Annotated in this window: 13 protein-coding genes; 7 read left to right on the top strand and 6 right to left on the bottom strand. The window is 66.5% G+C overall.

The window, feature by feature from the left end:
• Positions 1 to 110: 110 nt before the first annotated feature.
• Positions 111 to 347 carry a hypothetical protein gene (locus ACWYRN_RS12895; protein WP_229437192.1) on the bottom strand — a complete coding sequence of 79 codons (237 nt, stop codon included), beginning with the start codon at positions 345 to 347 and terminating at the stop codon, positions 111 to 113.
• Between the two features lie 256 nt (positions 348 to 603).
• Here ACWYRN_RS12895 and ACWYRN_RS12890 point away from each other — a divergent pair, with 256 nt between their 5' ends.
• Both ACWYRN_RS12890 and ACWYRN_RS12885 read left to right on the top strand, forming a co-directional pair.
• On the top strand, positions 604 to 2865 hold the full coding sequence (locus tag ACWYRN_RS12890) for a family 1 glycosylhydrolase (RefSeq protein ID WP_488687831.1): 2262 nt from the start codon (positions 604 to 606) through the stop codon (positions 2863 to 2865).
• Between the two features lie 157 nt (positions 2866 to 3022).
• Complete coding sequence (locus tag ACWYRN_RS12885; protein WP_229437194.1) at positions 3023 to 3754, top strand: glycosyltransferase family 25 protein; 732 nt, start codon at positions 3023 to 3025, stop codon at positions 3752 to 3754.
• 293 nt (positions 3755 to 4047) lie between these two features.
• Here the strand turns inward: ACWYRN_RS12885 and msbA are convergent, their stop codons facing one another.
• Together msbA and ACWYRN_RS12875 are read right to left on the bottom strand one after the other, a co-directional pair.
• Positions 4048 to 5778, bottom strand: a complete 1731-nt coding sequence (gene msbA, locus ACWYRN_RS12880) for a lipid A export permease/ATP-binding protein MsbA (RefSeq protein WP_488687829.1) — start codon at positions 5776 to 5778, stop codon at positions 4048 to 4050.
• Positions 5768 to 7006 carry an O-antigen ligase family protein gene (locus ACWYRN_RS12875; protein ID WP_488687827.1) on the bottom strand — a complete coding sequence of 413 codons (1239 nt, stop codon included), beginning with the start codon at positions 7004 to 7006 and terminating at the stop codon, positions 5768 to 5770. The genes msbA and ACWYRN_RS12875 overlap by 11 nt, the downstream gene beginning before the upstream one ends.
• Before the next feature lie 155 nt (positions 7007 to 7161).
• On the opposite strand from ACWYRN_RS12875, the gene ACWYRN_RS12870 reads away from it, so the two are divergent.
• The gene (locus ACWYRN_RS12870; protein WP_488687825.1) at positions 7162 to 8232 is read left to right on the top strand and encodes a glycosyltransferase family 2 protein; all 1071 of its coding nucleotides are present in this window, start codon (positions 7162 to 7164) and stop codon (positions 8230 to 8232) included.
• A 289-nt stretch (positions 8233 to 8521) separates the two neighbouring features.
• On the opposite strand, the gene dnaE is transcribed toward ACWYRN_RS12870, so the two are convergent.
• Together dnaE and ACWYRN_RS12860 are read right to left on the bottom strand one after the other, a co-directional pair.
• Positions 8522 to 12019 carry a DNA polymerase III subunit alpha gene (gene dnaE / locus ACWYRN_RS12865; RefSeq protein WP_488687824.1) on the bottom strand — a complete coding sequence of 1166 codons (3498 nt, stop codon included), beginning with the start codon at positions 12017 to 12019 and terminating at the stop codon, positions 8522 to 8524.
• 170 nt (positions 12020 to 12189) lie between these two features.
• Positions 12190 to 12942 (bottom strand): PEP-CTERM sorting domain-containing protein, encoded by a 753-nt coding sequence (locus tag ACWYRN_RS12860; protein ID WP_488687822.1) that lies wholly within the window; start codon positions 12940 to 12942, stop codon positions 12190 to 12192.
• A gap of 274 nt (positions 12943 to 13216) precedes the next feature.
• On the opposite strand from ACWYRN_RS12860, the gene ACWYRN_RS12855 reads away from it, so the two are divergent.
• Positions 13217 to 15457, top strand: a complete 2241-nt coding sequence (locus tag ACWYRN_RS12855; protein ID WP_488687820.1) for a glycosyltransferase family 4 protein — start codon at positions 13217 to 13219, stop codon at positions 15455 to 15457.
• 6 nt (positions 15458 to 15463) lie between these two features.
• On the opposite strand, the gene ACWYRN_RS12850 is transcribed toward ACWYRN_RS12855, so the two are convergent.
• Entirely contained in the window at positions 15464 to 15838 is a 375-nt protein-coding gene (locus ACWYRN_RS12850; protein WP_488687819.1) for a GtrA family protein, read from the bottom strand.
• A gap of 229 nt (positions 15839 to 16067) precedes the next feature.
• Here ACWYRN_RS12850 and ACWYRN_RS12845 point away from each other — a divergent pair, with 229 nt between their 5' ends.
• Genes ACWYRN_RS12845 through ACWYRN_RS12835 form a run of 3 tightly spaced genes read left to right on the top strand, consistent with a single transcriptional unit; the run spans position 16068 to position 20212 of the window.
• Complete coding sequence (locus tag ACWYRN_RS12845) at positions 16068 to 16958, top strand: sulfurtransferase (RefSeq protein WP_488687818.1); 891 nt, start codon at positions 16068 to 16070, stop codon at positions 16956 to 16958.
• Between the two features lie 23 nt (positions 16959 to 16981).
• Complete coding sequence (locus ACWYRN_RS12840; RefSeq protein WP_488687816.1) at positions 16982 to 17242, top strand: hypothetical protein; 261 nt, start codon at positions 16982 to 16984, stop codon at positions 17240 to 17242.
• A gap of 9 nt (positions 17243 to 17251) precedes the next feature.
• A complete protein-coding gene (locus ACWYRN_RS12835) occupies positions 17252 to 20212 on the top strand; it encodes a glycosyltransferase (protein ID WP_488687815.1) in 2961 nt (986 codons plus the stop codon).
• The last annotated feature ends 1 nt before the right edge of the window (position 20213 follow it).

The following is a 20213-nucleotide window of genomic DNA, read 5'->3' as shown; positions in this document are numbered from 1 at the left end:
CCTGGCCGATGGTCCGGCCGCCTTGTTGTGCTGCCTTTTTCTTCAAGCATATGCCAGTTTCCCGGCTAACTCAATCCGGAAAGCGGCGCACTGGAGACGAGCGTGGGCCCCTAGCGCCGCCGCTTCTTCCAGTTGTAGTCCGGCCCGGTCACGTCCACGCCCGGGTGGCCCACCACGTCGGGGTGCTCGGAGCACATGGTCACGAAGCGCACGCCCTCGCCGGCGCGCTGGCGCTTGCGCAGCTCTTCCATGAAGCCCATCGCCTTCACCATCTCCTCGGTGCCGAAGGCCTGCGCGTGCGGGGTCGTCTCGGTTTCTTCCACCATGGTCCAGTACACCATATACATCGGCTCGCTCCTTTTCGTATGCCTTGAGCATACCGAAAACCCCGCCGAACCGGCAAGAATGACACAACCTTGACTTTTTGTAAATCGCAATAATGCACCAATTAGATGCAGATCAAGGTTATTTAGCAGAGGAAAGAGAAAAGAAGGTAAAAGTAGGACTAGTCCGAAATGTCTCCATTATGTTCGCCGCTTAACATAACTGCATCTCCGAGGCCGCTAGGCTTAAGCCTGTCTTCACTAAAGCAGGTCAAACCTCATGAACAGCATCAAGCATATCCAGCCAGATACCGCACCCGAGCTGGCGCTTTGGGGCGGACTCGAATGCACCGTCAACCGCGTGCGTGATACGTACTTCAGCCAGATGGACCGCAACGGCCACGCCAGCCGCCTGCAGGACATCGAACGCTTCGCTTCCCTCGGCATCAAGGCCATCCGCTATCCCGTCCTGTGGGAGCGCACCGCCCCCAACGGCATCGAGAACGCCGACTGGTCCTGGTCCGACGCGCGCCTGCCGGCCCTGCAGCGGCTCGGCGTGACGCCGATCGTCGGCCTGGTCCACCATGGCAGCGGTCCGGAGCATACGAGCCTGGTCGACCCAGCCTTCCCCGAAAAGCTCGCCGAGTACGCCGGCGCGGTAGCGGCACGCTACCCCTGGGCCGAGTACTACACCCCGGTCAACGAAATCCTGACCACGGCGCGCTTCTCGGGTCTGGCAGGCGTCTGGTACCCGCACGGGAAAAGCCACAGCATTTTCGTGCAGGCCCTGCTGATCGAAACGAAAGCCACCGTCCTGTCGATGCGCGCCATCCGCGCCGTCAACCCCGATGCGAAACTGGTCCAGACCGACGATCTGTCGAAGACCTATGGCACGCCGGAGATGCAATGGCTGGCCGACTTCTTCAACGAGCGGCGCTGGCTGGCCTGGGACCTGCTCTGCGGGATGGTCGACGAGCAGCACAAGATGTGGGATTACCTGATCCAGTCCGGCGCCACGCCCGACGACCTGCTCTGGTTCCGCGACAACCCCTGCCCGCCCGACATCATCGGCGTCAACTACTACGCCACCAGCGAGCGCTGGCTGGATCACCGCACCGAGCGCTATCCGAAGGACCGCTGCCACGAGTACGACGGCGTGCCGCATGCCGACATCGAGACCCCGCGCGTGCTGGCCACGCCGACCCCGGGCATCGGCCCGCTGCTGCAGGAAACCTGGGAACGCTACGGCCTGCCGATCGCCATCACCGAGGCCCACATCGACGCCAACCGCGAAGACCAGATGCGCTGGCTGCTCGAGATCTGGAACGCGGCGAAAAAGGTGCGCGCCGGCGGCGCCGACGTGCGCGCCGTCACGGTCTGGGCCCTGCTCGGCTCCTACGACTGGAACTGCCTGGTGACCGAATGCCGCGGCTACTACGAGCCCGGCCCGTTCGACGTGCGCGGGCCGGAGCCGCGCCCGACCGCCGTCGCCACCCTGATGCGCGAGTTGTCGTCCGGCCGCCCGCTGACCAACCCGGTGCTGCAGGGCCAGGGCTGGTGGCGCCGTCCAGGGCGCTTCCTGTGCAAACCTGTCGCCACCCGCACCGCCGTGGCCGACATCGCGGTGCGCGATCCCTTCAAGTCGCAGCAGGTGCAGCCGATCCTGATCGTCGGCGCCACCGGCACCCTCGGCTCGGCCTATGCCCGCATCTGCGAGAAGCGCAACCTGGCCCACCACGTGCTGACGCGCCAGGAAATGGACATCACCGACCCGGCCTCGGTCGAGGCGGCGATCGGGCGCTTCAAGCCCTGGGCCATCATCAATGCCGGCGGCTACGTGCGCGTCGACGATGCCGAAGCCGAGAGCGAAGCCTGCATGGCCGCGAATACCCACGGCCCGACGGTGCTGGCCCTGGCCTGCATCCGCCACGCGATCCGCTTCATGACCTTCTCCAGCGACCTGGTGTTCGACGGCAGCAAGGACACGCCCTACGTCGAGTCCGACCCGGTGGCGCCGCTCGGCGTGTACGGGCGCAGCAAGGCCGAGTCCGAGCGGCGCGTGCTGGAAGCCGATCCGCAGGCGCTGGTGATCCGCACCAGCTCCTTCTTCGGCCCCTGGGACCGCCACAACTTCGTCACCCAGGCCATCAAGGCGCTGCGCAGCGGCCAACGCTTCGAGGCCTCGAACGACCTGGTGGTGTCGCCGACCTATGTGCCCGACCTGGTGAACGCCAGCCTCGACCTGCTGATCGACCGCGAGCGCGGCGTCTGGCACCTGAGCAATGGCGAAGCCATCACCTGGGCCGGGCTGGCGCGCAAGGCCTGCGAGGCCGCCGACGTCGACGCCAGCCGCCTGGTGGAAAAGCCGGCGGCGGAATGCGGCTACAAGGCGGTGCGCCCGGGCTACTCGGCCCTGGGCAGCGAGCGCGGCCTGATGCTGCCTTCGCTCGACGACGCCCTGGCGCGCTACATGAAGGCGCTCGAGGAGCACGCCAGCGACGACGGCGAACTGGTGGGCGAAGCGGCGCACTACGCGCGCTGACCGGTTGATGGTGCGTGGCCGCCGCCCGGCGCAGGACGCGCCGGCGGCGGCCGTTTTTTTGCAGCGGCCCCTGCCTGCACGCGATGAGGCCGATGCGGTAACATGCTGCCTGCGCCGGCCCGCCCGGCATCTCCCTGCGACTCCTACAGGTTCAGCCTTGAAAATCTTCGTCATCAGTCTGCCGTCCAGCCGCGAGCGGCGCGCCCTTGTCGCGCACAAGCTCGGTTCGCGCAAGCTCCCCTTCGAGTTCATCGACGCCGTCGACGGCCGCGTCGACAAGCACCCCTACCTGAACAACTACGACGAAGCGAGCTTCCTCGTGCACCGCCGCCGCCGCGCCGCGCCGGGCGAACTCGGTTGCTACGTGAGCCACTTGCTGGCCTGGGAAAAGAGCGTGGAACTGAACGAGCCGATCGTGGTACTGGAAGACGACTTCCAGCTGACGCCGGACTTCGAGGCGGGACTGGACTACGTGAGCCGCTTTGCCGACCAGGTGTCGTTCGTGCGCCTGGAGCCGCTGGAAAAGCACACGGTGATGACCTCGGATAAAAGCGCCGGCTTCAGCCTGGTCAAGCAGCTCGACGTCGGCATGTGCATGACCGGGTATGTGATCACGCCGCAGGGTGCGAAGAAGCTGCTCGCGCATGCGCGCACGATCCGCGCGCCGATCGACCTGTTCCTGAAATACACCTTCGACCATGGCGAGCTGATTCACGCCGTGGTGCCGCATGGGGTGTATCCGACGCACGAGGACTCGGTGATCGGGATCGACGTGCGCAACCAGCGCGAGAAGGGGTTCGTGCTGGGACTGAAGCGGTTTGCTTACAAGACGTTCTACCGCTTTGCGAACCTGTTCACCAATCTGGCGAACGGCTTGCGGCGGTTTTAGGACGGTGTTGAAACCGTAGGGTGGACGGCTCGACCCGTCGCGCCGCGAGCTTGCGGCCCAGGCGCCGTCCACACGTTCAAGAGGTGGATGATATACCGCGATCGGGCTGCATTTACTTGAACGCGTGGACGGCATTCATGCAAACATGGTCCACGCGTTGGGGTTGAGCCGTCCACCCTACGTTGTCGTAGCCGCTGGCCGCAGCACATGTCGGGTGGGCCGGGCCGCGCAGGCACCTGTGTCCACGCGGTGATACGCAGCAGATGATTCATCCGGCACGAGGCCGGAGCCAGTCAGCCGTTCGACGCCGCCGCAAACTGCAGGCGATACAGGTTCGCATACATCCCGTTCGCCGCCAGCAGCTCGTCGTGCGTCCCCTGCTCCACGATCCGCCCCGCCTCCATCACCACGATCCGGTCGGCCCGCTCGATGGTCGACAGGCGGTGCGCGATCACCAGCGTGGTGCGCCCGGCCATCAGCGTGTCGAGCGCGGCCTGCACCGCGCGTTCGGATTCGTTGTCCAGCGCCGACGTCGCTTCGTCGAGGATCAGCACCGGCGCATCCTTGTAGATCGCGCGGGCAATCGCCACGCGCTGGCGCTGGCCGCCCGACAGGCGCATGCCGTTCTCGCCGATGCGCGCTTCCACCCCTTCCGGCAGCCTGGCCACCACGTCGGTCAGGTGCGCCGCCTTGATGGCCGCGGCCAGGCGTTCGTAGTCGATGCGCTCGGCGCCGTAGGCGATGTTCGCCGCCAGCGTGTCGTCGAACAGCACCACGTTCTGGCTCACCATCGCCAATTGGTTGCGCAGGCTGGCCATGCGCAGTTCCTCGTAGGGCACGCCGTCGAGCAGGATGCGGCCGGCCTGCGGGTCGTAGAAGCGTGTCACCAGGTTCACGAAGGTCGACTTGCCGCCGCCCGACACGCCCACCAGGGCCACGGTCTGGCCCGGCGCCACGTCCAGCGTCACGCCGCTCAACGCCGCCGATTGCGCGCCCGGATAGGTAAAGCTCACGTCCTGGAACTGCAGGTGGCCCTGGGCGCGTTCGATGGTGCGCGTGCCCGGGTCGTGCTCGACCGGGGCGTCGATGATCGAGAACACGGTTTCGGCGGCGGCGATCCCGCGCTGCATCGGGCCATTCACTTCGGCCAGCGACTTCAGCGGCGTGAGCAGCATCAGCATCATGGTGGTGAAGTTGGTGAACTCGCCGACCGTCATGTCCGACTGGATCGCCATCACGATCACCACCGACACCGCCACCGCCGTGGCGACCTGCGTGATCGGGGTGGTGGCGGCAAAGGCCACCGTCATGCGCTGCGAGAAGCCGCGCATGGCTTCGCTGCGCTGCTCGAAGCGGCGCCGTTCGTACTCTTCGCCGGCGAACACGCGGATCACCTGGTGGCCGCGCGTGGCTTCTTCCACCACCTGCGTCATCTCGGCGGTCACGCGCTGGTTGTCGCGGTTCAGGCTGCGCAGGCGGCCGGTGGTGGTGCGCACGATGACGGCGGTGAGCGGCACCACGACCATCGCGATCAGGGTCAGGCGCCAGTTCAGGTAGAGCAAGGCGCCGAGCAGGCCGAGCACCACCAGCACGTCGCGCACGTAGGCCACGAACACCGAGTTGATCATGTCGACCACCTGGCGCACGTCGCCGATCACGGTGTTGATGATCTTGCCGGTCGACTCCTCATGGAAGCGCGCCACCGGCAGGCGCAGCACGCGCGAGAAGGCCATGCGGCGCAGGTCGTTCAGCACGCGGCTCAGCACCCAGTTGTTCAGGTAGGCGGTGGAAAACGTGAACACGCCGCGCAGCGCGAAGATCGAAATCAGGATGCCGGGCACCAGCCACAGGCTGAATGCCACCTTGTGCGGGCCGAAGCCCTTGTCGAGCAGGAGTTCGAGCGCCTTGGCCAGCAGCGGCTGGGTGGCGGCGGTGCCGGCCATCGCCAGCAGCGCGAGGAAGGCGCGCGAGCGGTAGGGTTTGACGATCGCCAGCAGGCGTTTGACGATGGTGCTAGTTTCCAAATTCTTCTTTCTGGTTCAGGCTCAGGCCCATGAGGATGAAAATCATCAGCGCGTAAAAGATGCAGGCCTTGCCGGACCAGAACATCATTTCGGTCAGGCCGAAGGCGAAGTAGCCGAGCGCCACCAGCATGCCGGCCAGGGCCGGCGCATTCGGCGGCGCGCCGCGCAGGGCGGCCAGCTTCGCCTGGCGCGCAAAGAAGGCGAACGGCGCGGCCAGGATGCCGATCAGGGCCAGCAAACCGAACACGCCGCCGCTGGCCAGCGCCTGCAAGACGTCATTATGCAGGTGCTGGGGCGCCAGCGCCACGTCGGACAGGGTGCCGTCCTTTACCCAGCGCACCACCTGCTCGTGCGCGACCGCCGGGTCCTGGCCCACCCACGGGTGCTGGGCGATCAGCATGCCGGCGCCCTTCCAGAGTTCGAGGCGGATGCCCATGTTGGTGAACTTGTATTCGCCGCTTTCCCAGCGGCGCACGTCATCGATCCCCTGCTGCACGCGCAGCTGCACCTCGGTGGCCGGCACGAAGTAGAGCACGGCGGCCAGCGCCACGCCGGCGCCGATCAGCAGGCGCACGTTGCGGCTGCTGCCCAGGTGGGCCAGGCGCATGCACAGCAGGGCCGCCAGCGCCAGCGCGATCCAGCCGCCGCGGGTACCGGTCATCACCAGCGCCAGGATGCCGGCCAGGCCGCCCAGCAAGGGCCACAGGACGGTCTTTCCTTCGCGCCGGAAGTCGATGGTGGCCGCCAGTGCCACCATGCCCATGGTCAGGGCGATGTCGCCGAAGGTGATCGCATTGATCATGCCGCCCGGGCGCTCCATCGCCAGCACGATGCGCTGCCAGCCGACGAAGCACATGGCGCCAACGGCGCCAGCAATCACGCCCCACCACAGCGCCCGGCTCGGCGGGCGCGCCAGCAGCACCATGGCCAGCGCGCTGGCGGCGCACAGCATGCGCAGCGGCTTTTCCAGGGAACTGAGCGGCTGCTCGGGCCGCAGCACGTAGTACAGCAGCACCAGCGCGAAGTTGAACAAAAACGCCAGCACCACCCATCGAATCTCGGGCCAGTGGCGGCGCAGTGCGGCGCCGGCCGCGCGCGGCATGAACAGGGCACTCAGGAGAAGCAGGAAGCTCGCCAGGCCGATGCCCGGGTCGGTGGTGAGGCAAAGCGCGGGCACCATGAAGACAAGGGCGCCTGTCCATAGCCGCGACGGGGCCATCGTTTTCATCAACTTATTGTCCATCAGCTCAGAGGTAGGATATTCTTGCCGGCCCGGCAGGACCGGGCGACAAAAATTTTCAAATCATTATCGCTGATGACGGCGCGGCTGCCAACACGTGCACAGCCGTACGCCCCGGGCCGGATCGGCGCAGAAAGAGATCGATGCACACCGCACCCAGGCTTTCCATCCTCGTCCCCGCCTACAACGCAGAGCAGCACCTGGAGGCGACGCTGCGCTCGGTCCTCGACCAGATGGGGCCCGAACATGCGCTGATCGTCATCGACGACGGCTCGCGCGACGCCACGCCCCAGGTGGTCGAAAGCCTGCAGCAGGGCTACCCCGCCCTGGCGATCCGCCTGATCCGCCAGGCGAATGCCGGCCTGGCCACCACCCGCAACCGCCTGCTCGACGCCGCCACCGGCGAATACATCCTCTTCCTCGACGCCGACGACCTGGTCCTGCCCGGCACCATCGCCGCGCTGGACGGCATCATCGCCCGGCACCGCCCGGACGTGATCGCGGTGGACTTCAACGACTGGCACCCGCACAACATGCGCCGCACGCGCCTGATCGAGCGCGGCTACCCGGCCGGCGCCCTGGTGACCGACCGCGAAGCGATCCTGCGCACCTTCTTCATGGACCGCCAGTGCTATGCCTGGGCCAACGTGATGCGGCGCGAGATCTACGCGCGCCAGCCCGATCCCCTGTACCCGCCCGGCCGCACCTTCGAGGACATCACCACCACGCCGCAATTGATCGCCGACTGCGCCAGCCTGGTGCGCCTGGCCCAGCCCTGCTTCGACTACCGCCAGCATCCGGGCAGCATGAAGCGCGGCCTGTCGCACAAGTGGTGCACCGACTTCGCCAAGGCCGTGCTGCACATCCGCCAGCATTTCGAGACCCTGCCGGTGAGCGAGTCGCTGCGCCTGCACATCGACGCGGCGACCATCCACTTCTATAACGTGATCCTGAAGCGCACCTACGAGATGGGCTGGCGCGAGGGCAAGGCGGCGCGTGCGGACGTGCAGGCGCTGCTGGCGCAGAACCTGTTCAACCCGCTGGAAACGGTGCTGGCGGCGATGGAAGGCACGGTGCTGGACAGCCACGACCGCCGCGCCGACCGCCGTGCCGCTTCGCAGGTGCGCAAGCTGCTGGCGGGGAACCTGGGTTTCGTGCTGGGTAAATTCCTGGCGCGGAAGATCAAGGTCTTGCAGCGCAAGGCGGTGGCATAAGCGGCGTCGCGGTGTGGCGCGGCTGCGCATGCGTGCGTTGAACGCGTGGACGGCATCATGGCCGCAGGCTGAATGCATTGCCGGGTAGAGCCGTCCACCCTACCGCCGCAACTGCGCATGGGTCACGCGTGGGCACGGATGAACAAACGCGCCGCCACGACCTCTGTAGCGCGTCGTAGGGTGGACGGCTACACCCGATTGTTTGCATGCGTGCAGCGTATGCGCCGTCCACGCGTTCAAGCGGCGGACGAATAGGCGCGGCGCCAACCGGCACCGCGCCGCGCCGCAATCAATACTCGACCGCCACGTCCTTCGCCCCCAGGTTCAGCTCGAGCGCATGCTTGAGCGCATCCGACGGCGCCACGCGCCATTCGTCGCCCAGCTGCAAAATGCACTCCACGCCTTGCGGCTTGACGCGCAAACTGACCGGCAGCCCATCCGGGTGGCGATACGGCGACAGCACCTCGGCCATCTTGGCCGTGCTGATGCCGCACTCGATGTCCATTTCCAGCTTGTGGCCGTAGTGGATGCGGGCGGCGGCAATGTCGAACACCTTTTCGGCCGTGATGCGCAGGCCGCCGTTGAAGCGGTCTTCCGACACCTTGCCGACCACCAGCAGGAATTCGTCTTCCTTGAAGGCGTTGCGGTTCTGCTCGAACACCTCGTTGTAGACCGTGACCTCGACCACGCCGGTCTTGTCGTCCAGCGCCACGATCAGGATCTTGCCGCGCTGGGTCATCTGGGTGCGCACGCCGGTGATCACGCCGCACATCATGCGCGGCTCGCGCGACGGTTCCAGGTCTTTCAGTTTCGTCTTGGCGAAGCGCCGCACTTCCTGCGAATACGAGTCGAACATGTGGCCCGACAGGTAGTAGCCGAGCGCGATCTTCTCTTCGGCCAGCTTCTGGCGGTCGGTCCAGGGCGTGGCTTTCACATAGTCGGGCGGGGCCACCAGGTCGGAATCGTCGCCGCCGAACAGGCTCACCTGGTTCGCGGCGGCAGCGGCCTGGCCCGCCGCTTCCATCGCGAATGCGACGGAAGCCAGCAGGATCGCGCGGTCGACGCCGAAGGCGTCCATGGCGCCGGCGCGGATCAGCGACTCGATGGTGCGGCGGTTGATCTGCTTGCGGTCGACGCGCTTGCAGAAGTCGAACAGGTCCTTGAACTTGCCGCCCTCCTGGCGCGCGGCGATGATCGCCTCGATCGCGCCCTGCCCCGCACCCTTCACGCCGCCCAGGCCGTAGCGGATGTTCGAGACCTGCTTGCCGGTCACGGAACGCGGCGCGCCTTCCGGCGTGAAGCGGAACTGCGATTCGTTGACGTCCGGCGGAAGGATGGTCAGTTTGCAGACATCGATCGCATCCTCGACCAGGATCTTGATCTTGTCGGTGTCTTCCATCGCCAGCGACATGTTGGCTGCCATGAAGGCGGCCGTGTGGTGCACCTTCAGGTAAGCCGTGTGGTAGGACAGCAGCGCGTAGGCGGCGGCGTGCGATTTATTAAAGCCGTAGCCTGCGAACTTTTCCATCAAGTCGAAGATCTCGTCGGCCTTTTCGGTCGACAGGCCGTCTTTCGCGGCGCCGGCGCGGAAGATCTCGCGGTGCTCGGCCATCTCTTCGGCCTTCTTCTTACCCATCGCGCGGCGCAGCATGTCGGCGCCGCCCAGCGAGTAACCGCCGACGATCTGCGCCATCTGCATGACCTGCTCCTGGTAGACCATGATGCCGTAGGTCTCGGACAAAATGGATTCGGTACGCGGATCGGGATAGTCGAACTTCTCGCCGTGCTTGCGCTTGCAGAAGTCGGGAATCAGGTCCATCGGGCCAGGGCGATACAAGGCGACCAGCGCAATGATGTCCTCGAAGCGGTCGGGACGCGCATCCTTGAGCATGCCCTGCATGCCGCGCGACTCCAGCTGGAAGATGGCGACGGTTTTCGCGTCGCTCAGCAGCTTGTACGAGGGCCGGTCGGTCAGCGGCAGCGTCTCCAGGTTGAAATCCGCATCCGCCGGATCGAGCGCGCGGATGTAGTTCACGGCGCGGTCCAGGATGGTCAGCGTGGTCAGGCCCAGGAAGTCGAACTTGACCAGGCCGACGGCCTCGACGTCGTCCTTGTCGTACTGGGAGACGACGCCGGCGTCGCCGCCCTGGGTGTAGAGCGGGCAGAAGTCGGTGAGCTTGCCGGGCGCGATCAGCACGCCGCCGGCGTGCATGCCGATGCCGCGCGTAATGCCCTCGACCTGCTGGGCGAGATCCAGCAGCTGCTTGACCTCCTCTTCATTCTCCAGGCGTTCTTTCAGCAGCGGTTCTTCCTCGATGGCCTCGGCAATCGACACCGGCTTGCCCGGCTTGAACGGGATCAGCTTCGAGATGCCGTCGCAGAAGTTGTAGCCGAAATCGAGCACGCGGCCGACGTCGCGGATCGCGCCCTTGGCCGCCATGGTGCCGAAGGTGGCGATCTGCGAGACCGCGTCGCGGCCGTACAAATCCTTCACGTGCTGGATGACCAGTTCGCGCTTTTCCTGGCAAAAGTCGATGTCGAAGTCGGGCATCGAGACGCGTTCCGGGTTCAGGAAACGCTCGAACAGCAGGTTGTATTTCAGCGGGTCCAGATCCGTGATCTTCAGCGCGTACGCCACCAGCGAGCCTGCACCGGAACCGCGGCCCGGGCCGATCGGCACGCCGTTGTTCTTGCCCCACTGGATGAACTCCGCAACGATCAGGAAGTAGCCCGGGAACTTCATCTTGATGATGGTCTGGTTCTCGAACTCGAGGCGCGCCTCGTAGCGCGGGCGCTCGGCCTCGCGCTTGGCCGGATCGGGGAACAGCTGGACCAGGCGCTCCTCCAACCCCTTCTTGGTTTCGGCGACCAGGAAGTCGTCGATGGTCATGCCGGCCGGCGTCGGGAAGTCCGGCAGCTGCGGTTTGCCGAGCGTGAGCGTGACGTTGCAGCGCTTGGCGATTTCGACCGAGTTGGCCAGGGCGCCAGGCAAGTCCTTGAACAGCTCCGCCATCTCGGCCTGGGACTTGAAGCACATCTCCTCGTTGAAGCGGCGCACGCGCTTGGCGTTGGCCAGCATCTCGCCTTCGGCGATGCAGGTGCGCGCTTCGTGGGCGATGAATTCGTCCTTGCTGATGAACTGCACCGGGTGGGTCGCCACCACCGGCAGGCCCAGGCGCGACGCCAGCGCCACCGAATGGCGCACCTGCTGTTCCTGGTTCGGCTGGCCGGCGCGCTGGATCTCGATGTAGAAATGGCCGGGGAAGATGCGCGCCCAGCGCTCGGCGGCTTTTTCGGCACGGGCGATGTCGCCGTTGTCGATGGCCTGGCCGACGTCGCCGAAACCGGCACCCGAAAGCACGATCAGGGCATTGGCCTGGTTCACCTCGGGCTCAAGCGTGGAAACGCTTGTGGCCAGCGCTTCCAGCCACTCGACGCGGATCTCGGCGCGGCCCTTGTACTGGTTGGTGAGCCAGGCCTTCGACAGCAGGTCGCACAGCTGCAGGTAGCCGCTGCGGTTCTTCGCCAGGATCAGCAGGCGGTGCGGCTTGTCGCGGTTGTCGTCGTTGGTGATCCAGGCGTCGACCCCGACGATCGGCTTGATCCCCTTGCCGCGCGCCGCCTTGTAGAAGCGCACCATGCAGAACATGTTGGCCAGGTCGGTGACGGCCAGCGCCGGCTGCTGGTCCTTGGCGGCTGCGCCAACCAGGTCGTCGATGCGCACCAGGCCGTCGGCGATCGAGTATTCGGAGTGGACGCGGAGATGGGTGAAAGTCGGGGAAGTCATCCCGTCATTTTACCTCGGCAGGCGCTGCCGGGGTGAGGCCGGGTCCGGTTTTGGCGCTGCCTCCGAGGCCGCCGCCCCGCAGTGGGAAGTTGCAGATTCACAACAATATACAGGCATTCCCGAAAAGAAAAACCCGGCCGCAGCCGGGTTTCGAATGGAGCGGTAGCCGCTCAGCCGCGCTTGCGGCGGCTGGCCAGGCCCAGGCCGGCCAGCGCCAGGCCGAACAGCGACAGCGATGCCGGTTCCGGCACTTCGCTCACGCGCAGGTTGTCGATGCTGACTTTCACCTTGTTGTCGATGTTGACGGTGCGGATGCCGATTTCCGACACCGACTTGATCTTGCTGGCACCGGTGGCAACCTTGTCGGCGCCGGTCAGCGAGGTCATTTCATAGGCGGTCGGGTTCATCCAGGCAGCGAAGCTGTTGTAGAACTCGGAGTCGTCGGTCTTCGACAGGTAGCCCAGCAGGTGGTAGCTCTGGCCGGCGACCAGGTCGCTGCCCAGCAGCCAGGGGCCATCGGTGCCGACGGTGCGCACATACAGGTCGTTGGTGCAGCTGCCGTTACCGCAATTGGACTTCAGGCCGATGCTCGGGCCGTCCTTGTCGCCCAGCCACAGGCCCATGAAGTCGTTGTTGCCCAGCGTGCCGGTGTACGAGAAGCTGAAGTCGACGATGATGCCGCCGCTCTGGGTCTCGGCCAGCTTCCAGTAGGCTGCACGGTCGTTGTTGCTGCCGAAGGTCAGCGACTTGTTGCCATCCGTGTTGGTAAGCGAAGGCTTGTTCTTGGCGCTGGTGATGTCGGTAGCCCAGCCTGCGCTGAAGCCGGCGCTGGTGCCGTCGAAGTTGTCATGGGCGACGACGATGCCGGCGTTGGCGCTGGAAGCAATCAGGAAGGAAGCGGCGAGGAGCGTGAACTTTTTCATGGTATGAAGAAACAATAAGGAAGAAATAAAAGTAACCGTTGCTCTATAAGCACGAATCATGCCTAAATAAAAATTCCCATTTGAAACAGCAACTTATTTTATTTCCTCTCTAAAACTAATTGCGCGATGTAAAGTTTTCCGACAATCAATACCTCTACCGCTCGTCAGTAAAGTCGCCCGTTTATAATACTGCTCACCTTACCCAGGCTTTCTGCTCGCGCCTCATGTATTCCTGCCCCCACCCAGCCGCCGACCATCTGCCGGCTATTTTCCGATGAAGCGGCCTCAGTGCGAAGGTGCTGCCCTGGCCGCGCTACTGCTCGCGCCGCCCGAACCTGCACCCGGCAACGGCCCCACAATCACCGTCCTGCCGGACCAGGCCTTGCCGCCCGCCGAGACCGCAGCAACAGTCGCTGCAGCCGCTGGTACGCCTGCGCGCGGGCACCTCGCCGCGCCCCTGATGCTGGCCGCGCGCGCGGTGCTGCGCCGCCCGCGCGTGCGCCAGCTGGTGCTGCGCATCCTGAAACGCTTCCCCGGCCTGTACGCGCGCGCCTATCGCATGCTGCTGCAGGGCGGCGGGAACGGCGCGGCAACGGGTACGTCCGAAGGCGCACCGGCCTCGCTGTCGCCGCGTGGCCAGCGCATCTACCGTCGGCTGCAGCGGATAGGGGCGGCGCCGCATGCGCCGGTCGCTCCCGGCGCGCGGCGTAAACTGGCCTTTGTCTGCCCGATGCCGCCGCAGCGCACGGGTATCGCCAGCTATGCCGTCGAACTCCTGCCCGAGCTGATGGATGCCTTCGACATCGAGCTGGTGGTCGACCAGCCGGAAGTCAGTTTGCCGGCGGCGCTGGCCGGGCTGCCGGTACGCCAGGCCGCCTGGTTCGCCGAACACGGCGCGCAGTACGACCAGGTGCTCTACCAGTTCGGCAACAGCCCCTTCCACAGCCACATGTTCGCCCTGCTGGCCCGCCATCCGGGCGTGGTGGTGCTGCACGACTTCTTCCTGGGCGGCGTGCTGGCCCATGCCCAGATGAGCGGCGCCATGCCGAACGCCTGGCAGGACGCCCTGTTCCACGCGCACGGCTATGCCGGCATGCGCCGCTGCGCCGCCGACGAAGCCGCCGGCGTCCAGGTGCACAAGGCCTGGCCCGCCAGCCTGGGCGTGCTGGACGGCGCCACGCGCACGATCGTCCATTCGCAGCACGCGCGCCGGCTGGCGCAAGACTGGTACGGGCCGCAGGCGGTCTCGCACATCGACGTCATCCCGCATCCGCGCAAGCCGCCCGCCGTACACGACCGCACCGCCGCGCGCGCCGCCCTCGGTATCGGCGGCGACGTCTTCCTGGTCTGCAGCTTCGGTTTCGTGGCGCCGAACAAGCTGGTGCACGAACTGCTGGAGGCCTGGCTGGGGTCCAGCCTGGCGCGCGACCCGCGCTGCGTCCTGGTGCTGGTCGGCGCCAACCACGACAGCCCCTACGGCGTGCGCGTCGACGAGATCGTGCGCGGCGCGGGGCCTGAAGCGGGCATCCGCATCGCAGGCTGGTGCGACGACGCGCTGTACCGCACCTGGCTGCAGGCGGCCGACGCCGGCGTGCAGCTGCGCGCCAATGCCCACGGCGAGAGCTCGGGCGCGGTGCTCGATTGCCTGAACTACGGCCTGGCGACGATCGTCAACGCGAACGGCTCGATGGCCGAATTCCCGCCCGACGCCCTGTGGCAGCTGCCGGACGGCTTCACGGTGGCCGAACTCGGCGCCGCGCTGGAAACCCTGCGCACGGACGACACGCGCCGCCACGCCATGGGCCGGCGCGCGGTGGCCCTGCTCGACGCCAGCTTCCGCCCGGCGCAGTGCGCGGCCCAGTACCGCGCCACGCTCGACCGCGCGTATGCCGACGAGCTGGCGCAGGATGCTGCGCTACGCGCAGCGCTGGTGGCGCACGGCGGCAGTGGCAGCGACAGCGCAAGCCTGGAAACGTTGGCTGGCGCGCTGGCCAGGTCGCCGGCGGGCACGCAGGCCAGGACGCCGCGGCGCCAGTTGCTGGTCGACCCCGGCGACCGCACGCAGGCGCAAGGCCTGCCGGACGCCCACGCCTGCTCGCAACTGCGCGCATTGCTGGCGCAGGAGCACAGCGATGTCCGGGTCGAACCTGTCTGTCTGGCGCAGGAACAGGGTGCGCGTCATTATCGCTATGCGCGCAAGATGGGCGCGCAGCTGCTGGAGCTGCAAGGGCACCGGATGGAAGAGCCAATGGTGGACATCGCCCGCGGCGATGTCTTCTATGCAGCTGCAGGGATCACGCCTGCCCTCATCGAGGCCGCAGCAGACGGCACGCTGGCGGACCTCCGTACCCGCGGGGCCAGGATCGTGCTCCCGGTGCGCGCGGCATCGCCCGGGGAACTCCCTCCCGACAGCGAGTTGCAACCGCAGCTACGGCAACTTGCGCCGCACACCGACGTGCTGCTGTGCGAGACCGAAGCGGTGGCGGCCGAGCTCAAGCGCCTGCTAGGTCAATAGCGTCGCTCATGCGAAGATCCAGCGTTTTCCAAGAATGAATCCGTTAATGGCGATCAACGGAAGGGAAACGATCTTTCCTGCCATCGGCATGTCCAGCCAGGCGGTCGAAGCCGCAACGATCGCCAGGGTGATCAGGTAATTCAGGAAGACGACGCACAGGTAGCGGTAGAAGCTGGCCGTGGACGCGACGTTCTTGAACGTCACGCGCGCGTGAAAGCAGTAATTCACGATGAGACTGACGATGAAGCCGGCGCTGGCCGCCAGCAAGGGGCCGGTGCCGTAAACGATCAGCCCTTGCATCAGGCCGACGTCGATCGCCGCGCACAGCAAACCTCCCGCGACATAGATGACGAATTGAGAAGAAGGCAGGAACTGGCGCACTATGCTCTCCTGCCTTGTGAAACGATGGCAGGCGCGCATGCAGGCGTCTCGGGCATGGGGTAAATGCGGTGAAGCAGTATATTTTTAAAATTGGACATGATCGACTGGAAAAATGGCTGACCCGTTCATTTGCAGCCACAAGCGCCACAATCGCCGCAGCAAGGACAACAGCGCAGGCTCGGCATCGCTCTATAATAACGGTTGACCAGATTTTTTGCTCCTTGACATCATGACCACCACCACCCAGACGGCGCCAGCCGGCACCTCCGCCGCGACCGGGCGCTACGTCAACATCGCCGCCTACAAATTCATCAGCTTCGACGACACTGAAGCCATGCGCCCGCAGTTCCAGGCCCTGTGCCAGCAACTGAACCTGCGCGGCACCATCCTGCTGACGCCGGAAGGCATCAACATGTTCCTGTCCGGCCTGCCGGCCGACATCGACCACTACCTGTCCTGGCTGCGTTCGGATGCGCGCTTCGCCGACATCGAAGTCAAGTACAGCTACTCGGAAGAACAGTCGCACAAGCGCATGCTGGTGAAGATCAAGAAGGAGATCATCACCATGCGCATGCCGCTCATCAAGCCGGAACTCGGGCGCGCGCCCTCGGTGGAAGCGGCCACGCTCAAGCGCTGGCTCGACCAGGGGCATGACGACAACGGCAAGCCGGTGGTGATGGTCGACACCCGCAACGACTTCGAGGTCGACGTCGGCACCTTCGAGAACACGGTCGACTACCGCATCGCCAAGTTCACCGAGTTCCCCGAAGTGATTGCCGCGCACAAGGACGATTTCGCCGGCAAGACCGTGGTCACCTTCTGCACCGGCGGCATCCGCTGCGAAAAGGCGGCGATCCACATGCAGAACATCGGCTACGATAACGTCTACCAGCTGGAAGGCGGCATCCTCAAGTACTTCGAGGACGTCGGCGGCGCCCACTACACCGGCGACTGCTTCGTGTTCGACTACCGTACCGCGCTCAACCCCAAGCTGGAACCGACCGTCACCACCCAGTGCTTCGCCTGCCGCGCCGTGGTCACGCCGCGCGAGCAGCTCTCGCCGCAGTACGTGTACGGCGTGTCGTGCCCGCATTGCGCGGACAAGAGCGTGGCTGCCTGAGGATGGCGCGCGGCGCTTCCCTGGTGCGCGGACTCGTCAAGAAGGCCGCGCTGCGCGCGGTCGCCTTTATCGTGGCGCGTCCGCGACTGGACGACTTCCTGCGGCGCCAGATCTACCGTTTTCCCCGGCTCGCCGGACGCGTGCGCGCGGCCGTGGCGCATTCGCGCCGCGCCGACTGGCAAAGCCTGCCGGTCCTGCTTTCCGACGAAGCCGAGCTTACCGGCGACGCGCGCCAGGTCCTGCAGGACCTGCGCCGCGCCATCGACCGCACCCGTACCCCATAAGATTCCCCGATGCGCATCATTCTCGACCTGCAGGCATGCCAGGCTTCCAGCATGCACCGCGGCATAGGCCGTTATTCGATGGCGCTGGCACTGGCCATGGCGCGCAACAGCAGCGGACATGAGCTGCGCATCGTGCTGAACGAAGACTATCCGGACAGCGTGGCCGCGATCAGGCAGGCCTTCGACGGCCTGCTGCCCCAGTCGCACATCGGCACCTTCGTCACGCCGGTGCCGGCAGGCGAAGTCGATCCGCGCAACGGCTGGCGCGTGCGCGCCGCCGAGCGCGTGCGCGAGCACTACCTGGCCAGCCTGCGTCCGGACGTCGTCCATGTCGCCAGCCTGTTCGAGGGCCTGGGCGACAATTCGGTGGTCTCGCTGCTGCACGGCGAAGGCCGCTTCGACACCGCCGTTACGCTGTACGACCTGATCCCGCTGATGCGCAAGGAGCGCTACCTTGCCGATCCGAACATGGCGGCCTGGTATTACCGCAAGCTCGAAAGCCTGAAGAACGCCGAACTGCTGCTGGCCATTTCCGGTTCGGCACGCGAGGAGGGCATCGAGCTGCTCCAGCTGCCGCCCGAACGCGTGGTCAACATCTCGTCGGCCGTGGACAGCATCTTCCGTCCGCGCGCGCTGGAGCCGGACGAGCGCAGCGCGCTGCTGGCGCGCCATGGCTTGCGGCGCGAATTCATCATGTACACCGGCGGCATCGACTATCGCAAGAACATCGAAGGCCTCGTCGAAGCGTACGCCAGGCTCCCGGTGCGCCTGCGCCGCCAGTACCAGCTGGCCGTAGTCTGCAGCATCCGCGATCCCGACCGCTTCCGCCTCGAGCGGCTCGCGGCCCGGTTCGGACTGGCGAAGGACGACCTGGTGCTGACCGGCTTCGTTTCCGACGACGACCTGGTGTCGCTGTACAACTGCACCGCGCTGTTCGTGTTCCCTTCCCTGCACGAGGGATTCGGCCTGCCGGCGCTGGAAGCCATGGCCTGCGGCGCGCCGGTGATCGGCTCGAACACGAGCAGCATTCCGGAGGTGATCGGCCGCGCCGATGCGATGTTCGACCCGGCCGACATCGATGCGATCGGCGCCGCCATGGCTGGCGTACTCGCCGATCCGGCGCGCCAGGCCGACCTGCGCGCCCATGGCCTGACGCAGGCACGGCGCTTTTCCTGGGATGCCAGCGCGCGGCGCGCCATCGACGCGTTCGAGGACGCACACGCGCGCCGCCGTACCACGCGCGAACTTGTCGCCGTTTCCGCCGCCGCGGAGCGCAGGCCGCGCCTGGCCTACCTCTCGCCACTGCCGCCGGCACGTTCCGGGATCGCCGCCTATAGCGCCGACCTCCTGCCCGCGCTGGCCCGGCACTACGAGATCGACCTGGTGCTCGCGCAGGACGAGGTCGAGGACCCGGTCCTGGCCGAGAGCTATGCGCGGCGCTCGATCGCCTGGTTCGACGCCAACGCCCATGTCTACGACAGGATCGTTTACCACTTCGGCAACTCGGCCTTCCATACCCACATGTTCGACCTGCTGGAGCGCCATCCCGGTGTGGTCGTGCTGCACGACTTCTTCCTGAGCGGCGTGATCAGCCATGCCGAGGCCGAGCACCGCCTGCCGAACAATTACTGCCTGTCGCTGTACCAGGCCCATGGCTACGGGCCGCTGTTGGAGGAAAAGGCCGAGGGACGCACGGCCTCGGTCATGACCTACCCCTGCAACAAGGCCGTGCTCGACCGCGCCCTTGGCGTGATCGTGCATTCCGCCTACGCGGCCGGGCTGGCGAACCGCTGGTATGGCGCCGGCTTCGCCGATGCCTGGCGCGTGGTGCCGCTGGCCTGCCTGGAACCGCCGCAACCGGACGCGGCGGCCAGGGCCGCCCTCCGGACCGAGCTCGGCTTTGCCGACGGCGACATCGTGGTCTGCTCTTTCGGCATCCTGTCCGCGCCGAAGTGCAACGACCGCCTGGTCGAGGCCTGGATCGGCAGCGCGCTGGCGCACGATCCGCACTGCCATCTCGTGTTCGTGGGCGAGATTGCCCCGGGACGCTTCGGCATTGCCCTGCGCGACCGCATCGCCGCGCACCCGCGCATCCGCGTCACCGGCTACGCCAGCACCGCGCTGTACCGCAATTACCTGAAGGCCGCCGACGTCGCGGTCCAGCTGAGGCAACACTCGCGCGGCGAAACCTCGGCCGCGGTATTCGATTGCCTGTCGCATGGCCTGCCGACGGTCGTGAACGCCCATGGCTCAGCGGCGGAGCTGCCCGAACATGTCTGCCTGCGCCTGGAGGACAGCTTCAGCGGCGCCGCCCTGGGTGCGGCGCTCGAACGCCTGCGCGGCGACGCGGCGCTGCGCGCCTCCCTCGGAAACGAAGCGGCGGCCTACATGGGGGCCACCCATGCGCTGCCGCGCGCGGCAGCGCTCTACCGTGACGCCATCGAACATTTCGCGCGCGACAGCCGGGGCCAGGCCGAGCAGGACCTGCTGGCCGCGATTGCCGCGCTCGATACCGACGCCCCCAATGCCGACCTGCTGCAGACGGCGGCGGCGATCGCCGCCAACCGCCCGCGCAGCGGCCCGCGTCGGCTGCTTCTCGATATCGGCGCCCTGGAGCAGGACGGCGGGACGCCGCAGGCCAGGCTGCTTGCATCCCTGCTTGGGCAGGCGCCGGACGGCTGGCGCATCGAACCGGTGCGCCACGACGGCACGCGCTACCGCTATGCGCGCCGCTTCACGCTCGACCTGATCGGGCGTGCGGACCTGCAGTTCGAGGATACAGTGGTGGATGCAAAGGCGGGCGACGTGCTCGCCGCGTTCGACGGCAGCGCGCTTGCCGTGCCTCCAAAGTGGCTGGCGCGTGGTGTGCTGGGCTGCCGCTTCGGGCTGGAAACGGCCGATGGCGTGTCCGGCCTCGGCCGATGGCTGGACATGTTGCCGGACCAGGTTGCGCCAGGAGCACGGGCCTGAG

The organism is Massilia sp. BAP21 (assembly GCF_057801335.1).
The sequence above is the reverse complement of the archived record's forward strand: the minus strand, read 5'-3'. Positions and strand labels throughout refer to the sequence as shown.

Coding starts and splice junctions, on each gene's coding strand:
- ACWYRN_RS12895 (WP_229437192.1), bottom strand. CDS start 347: ATGTATATGGTGTACTGGACCATGGTGGAAGAAACCGAGACGACCCCG.
- ACWYRN_RS12890 (WP_488687831.1), top strand. CDS start 604: ATGAACAGCATCAAGCATATCCAGCCAGATACCGCACCCGAGCTGGCG.
- ACWYRN_RS12875 (WP_488687827.1), bottom strand. CDS start 7,006: ATGAAAACGATGGCCCCGTCGCGGCTATGGACAGGCGCCCTTGTCTTC.
- ACWYRN_RS12870 (WP_488687825.1), top strand. CDS start 7,162: ATGCACACCGCACCCAGGCTTTCCATCCTCGTCCCCGCCTACAACGCA.
- dnaE (WP_488687824.1), bottom strand. CDS start 12,019: ATGACTTCCCCGACTTTCACCCATCTCCGCGTCCACTCCGAATACTCG.
- ACWYRN_RS12860 (WP_488687822.1), bottom strand. CDS start 12,942: ATGAAAAAGTTCACGCTCCTCGCCGCTTCCTTCCTGATTGCTTCCAGC.
- ACWYRN_RS12855 (WP_488687820.1), top strand. CDS start 13,217: ATGAAGCGGCCTCAGTGCGAAGGTGCTGCCCTGGCCGCGCTACTGCTC.
- ACWYRN_RS12845 (WP_488687818.1), top strand. CDS start 16,068: ATGACCACCACCACCCAGACGGCGCCAGCCGGCACCTCCGCCGCGACC.
- ACWYRN_RS12835 (WP_488687815.1), top strand. CDS start 17,252: ATGCGCATCATTCTCGACCTGCAGGCATGCCAGGCTTCCAGCATGCAC.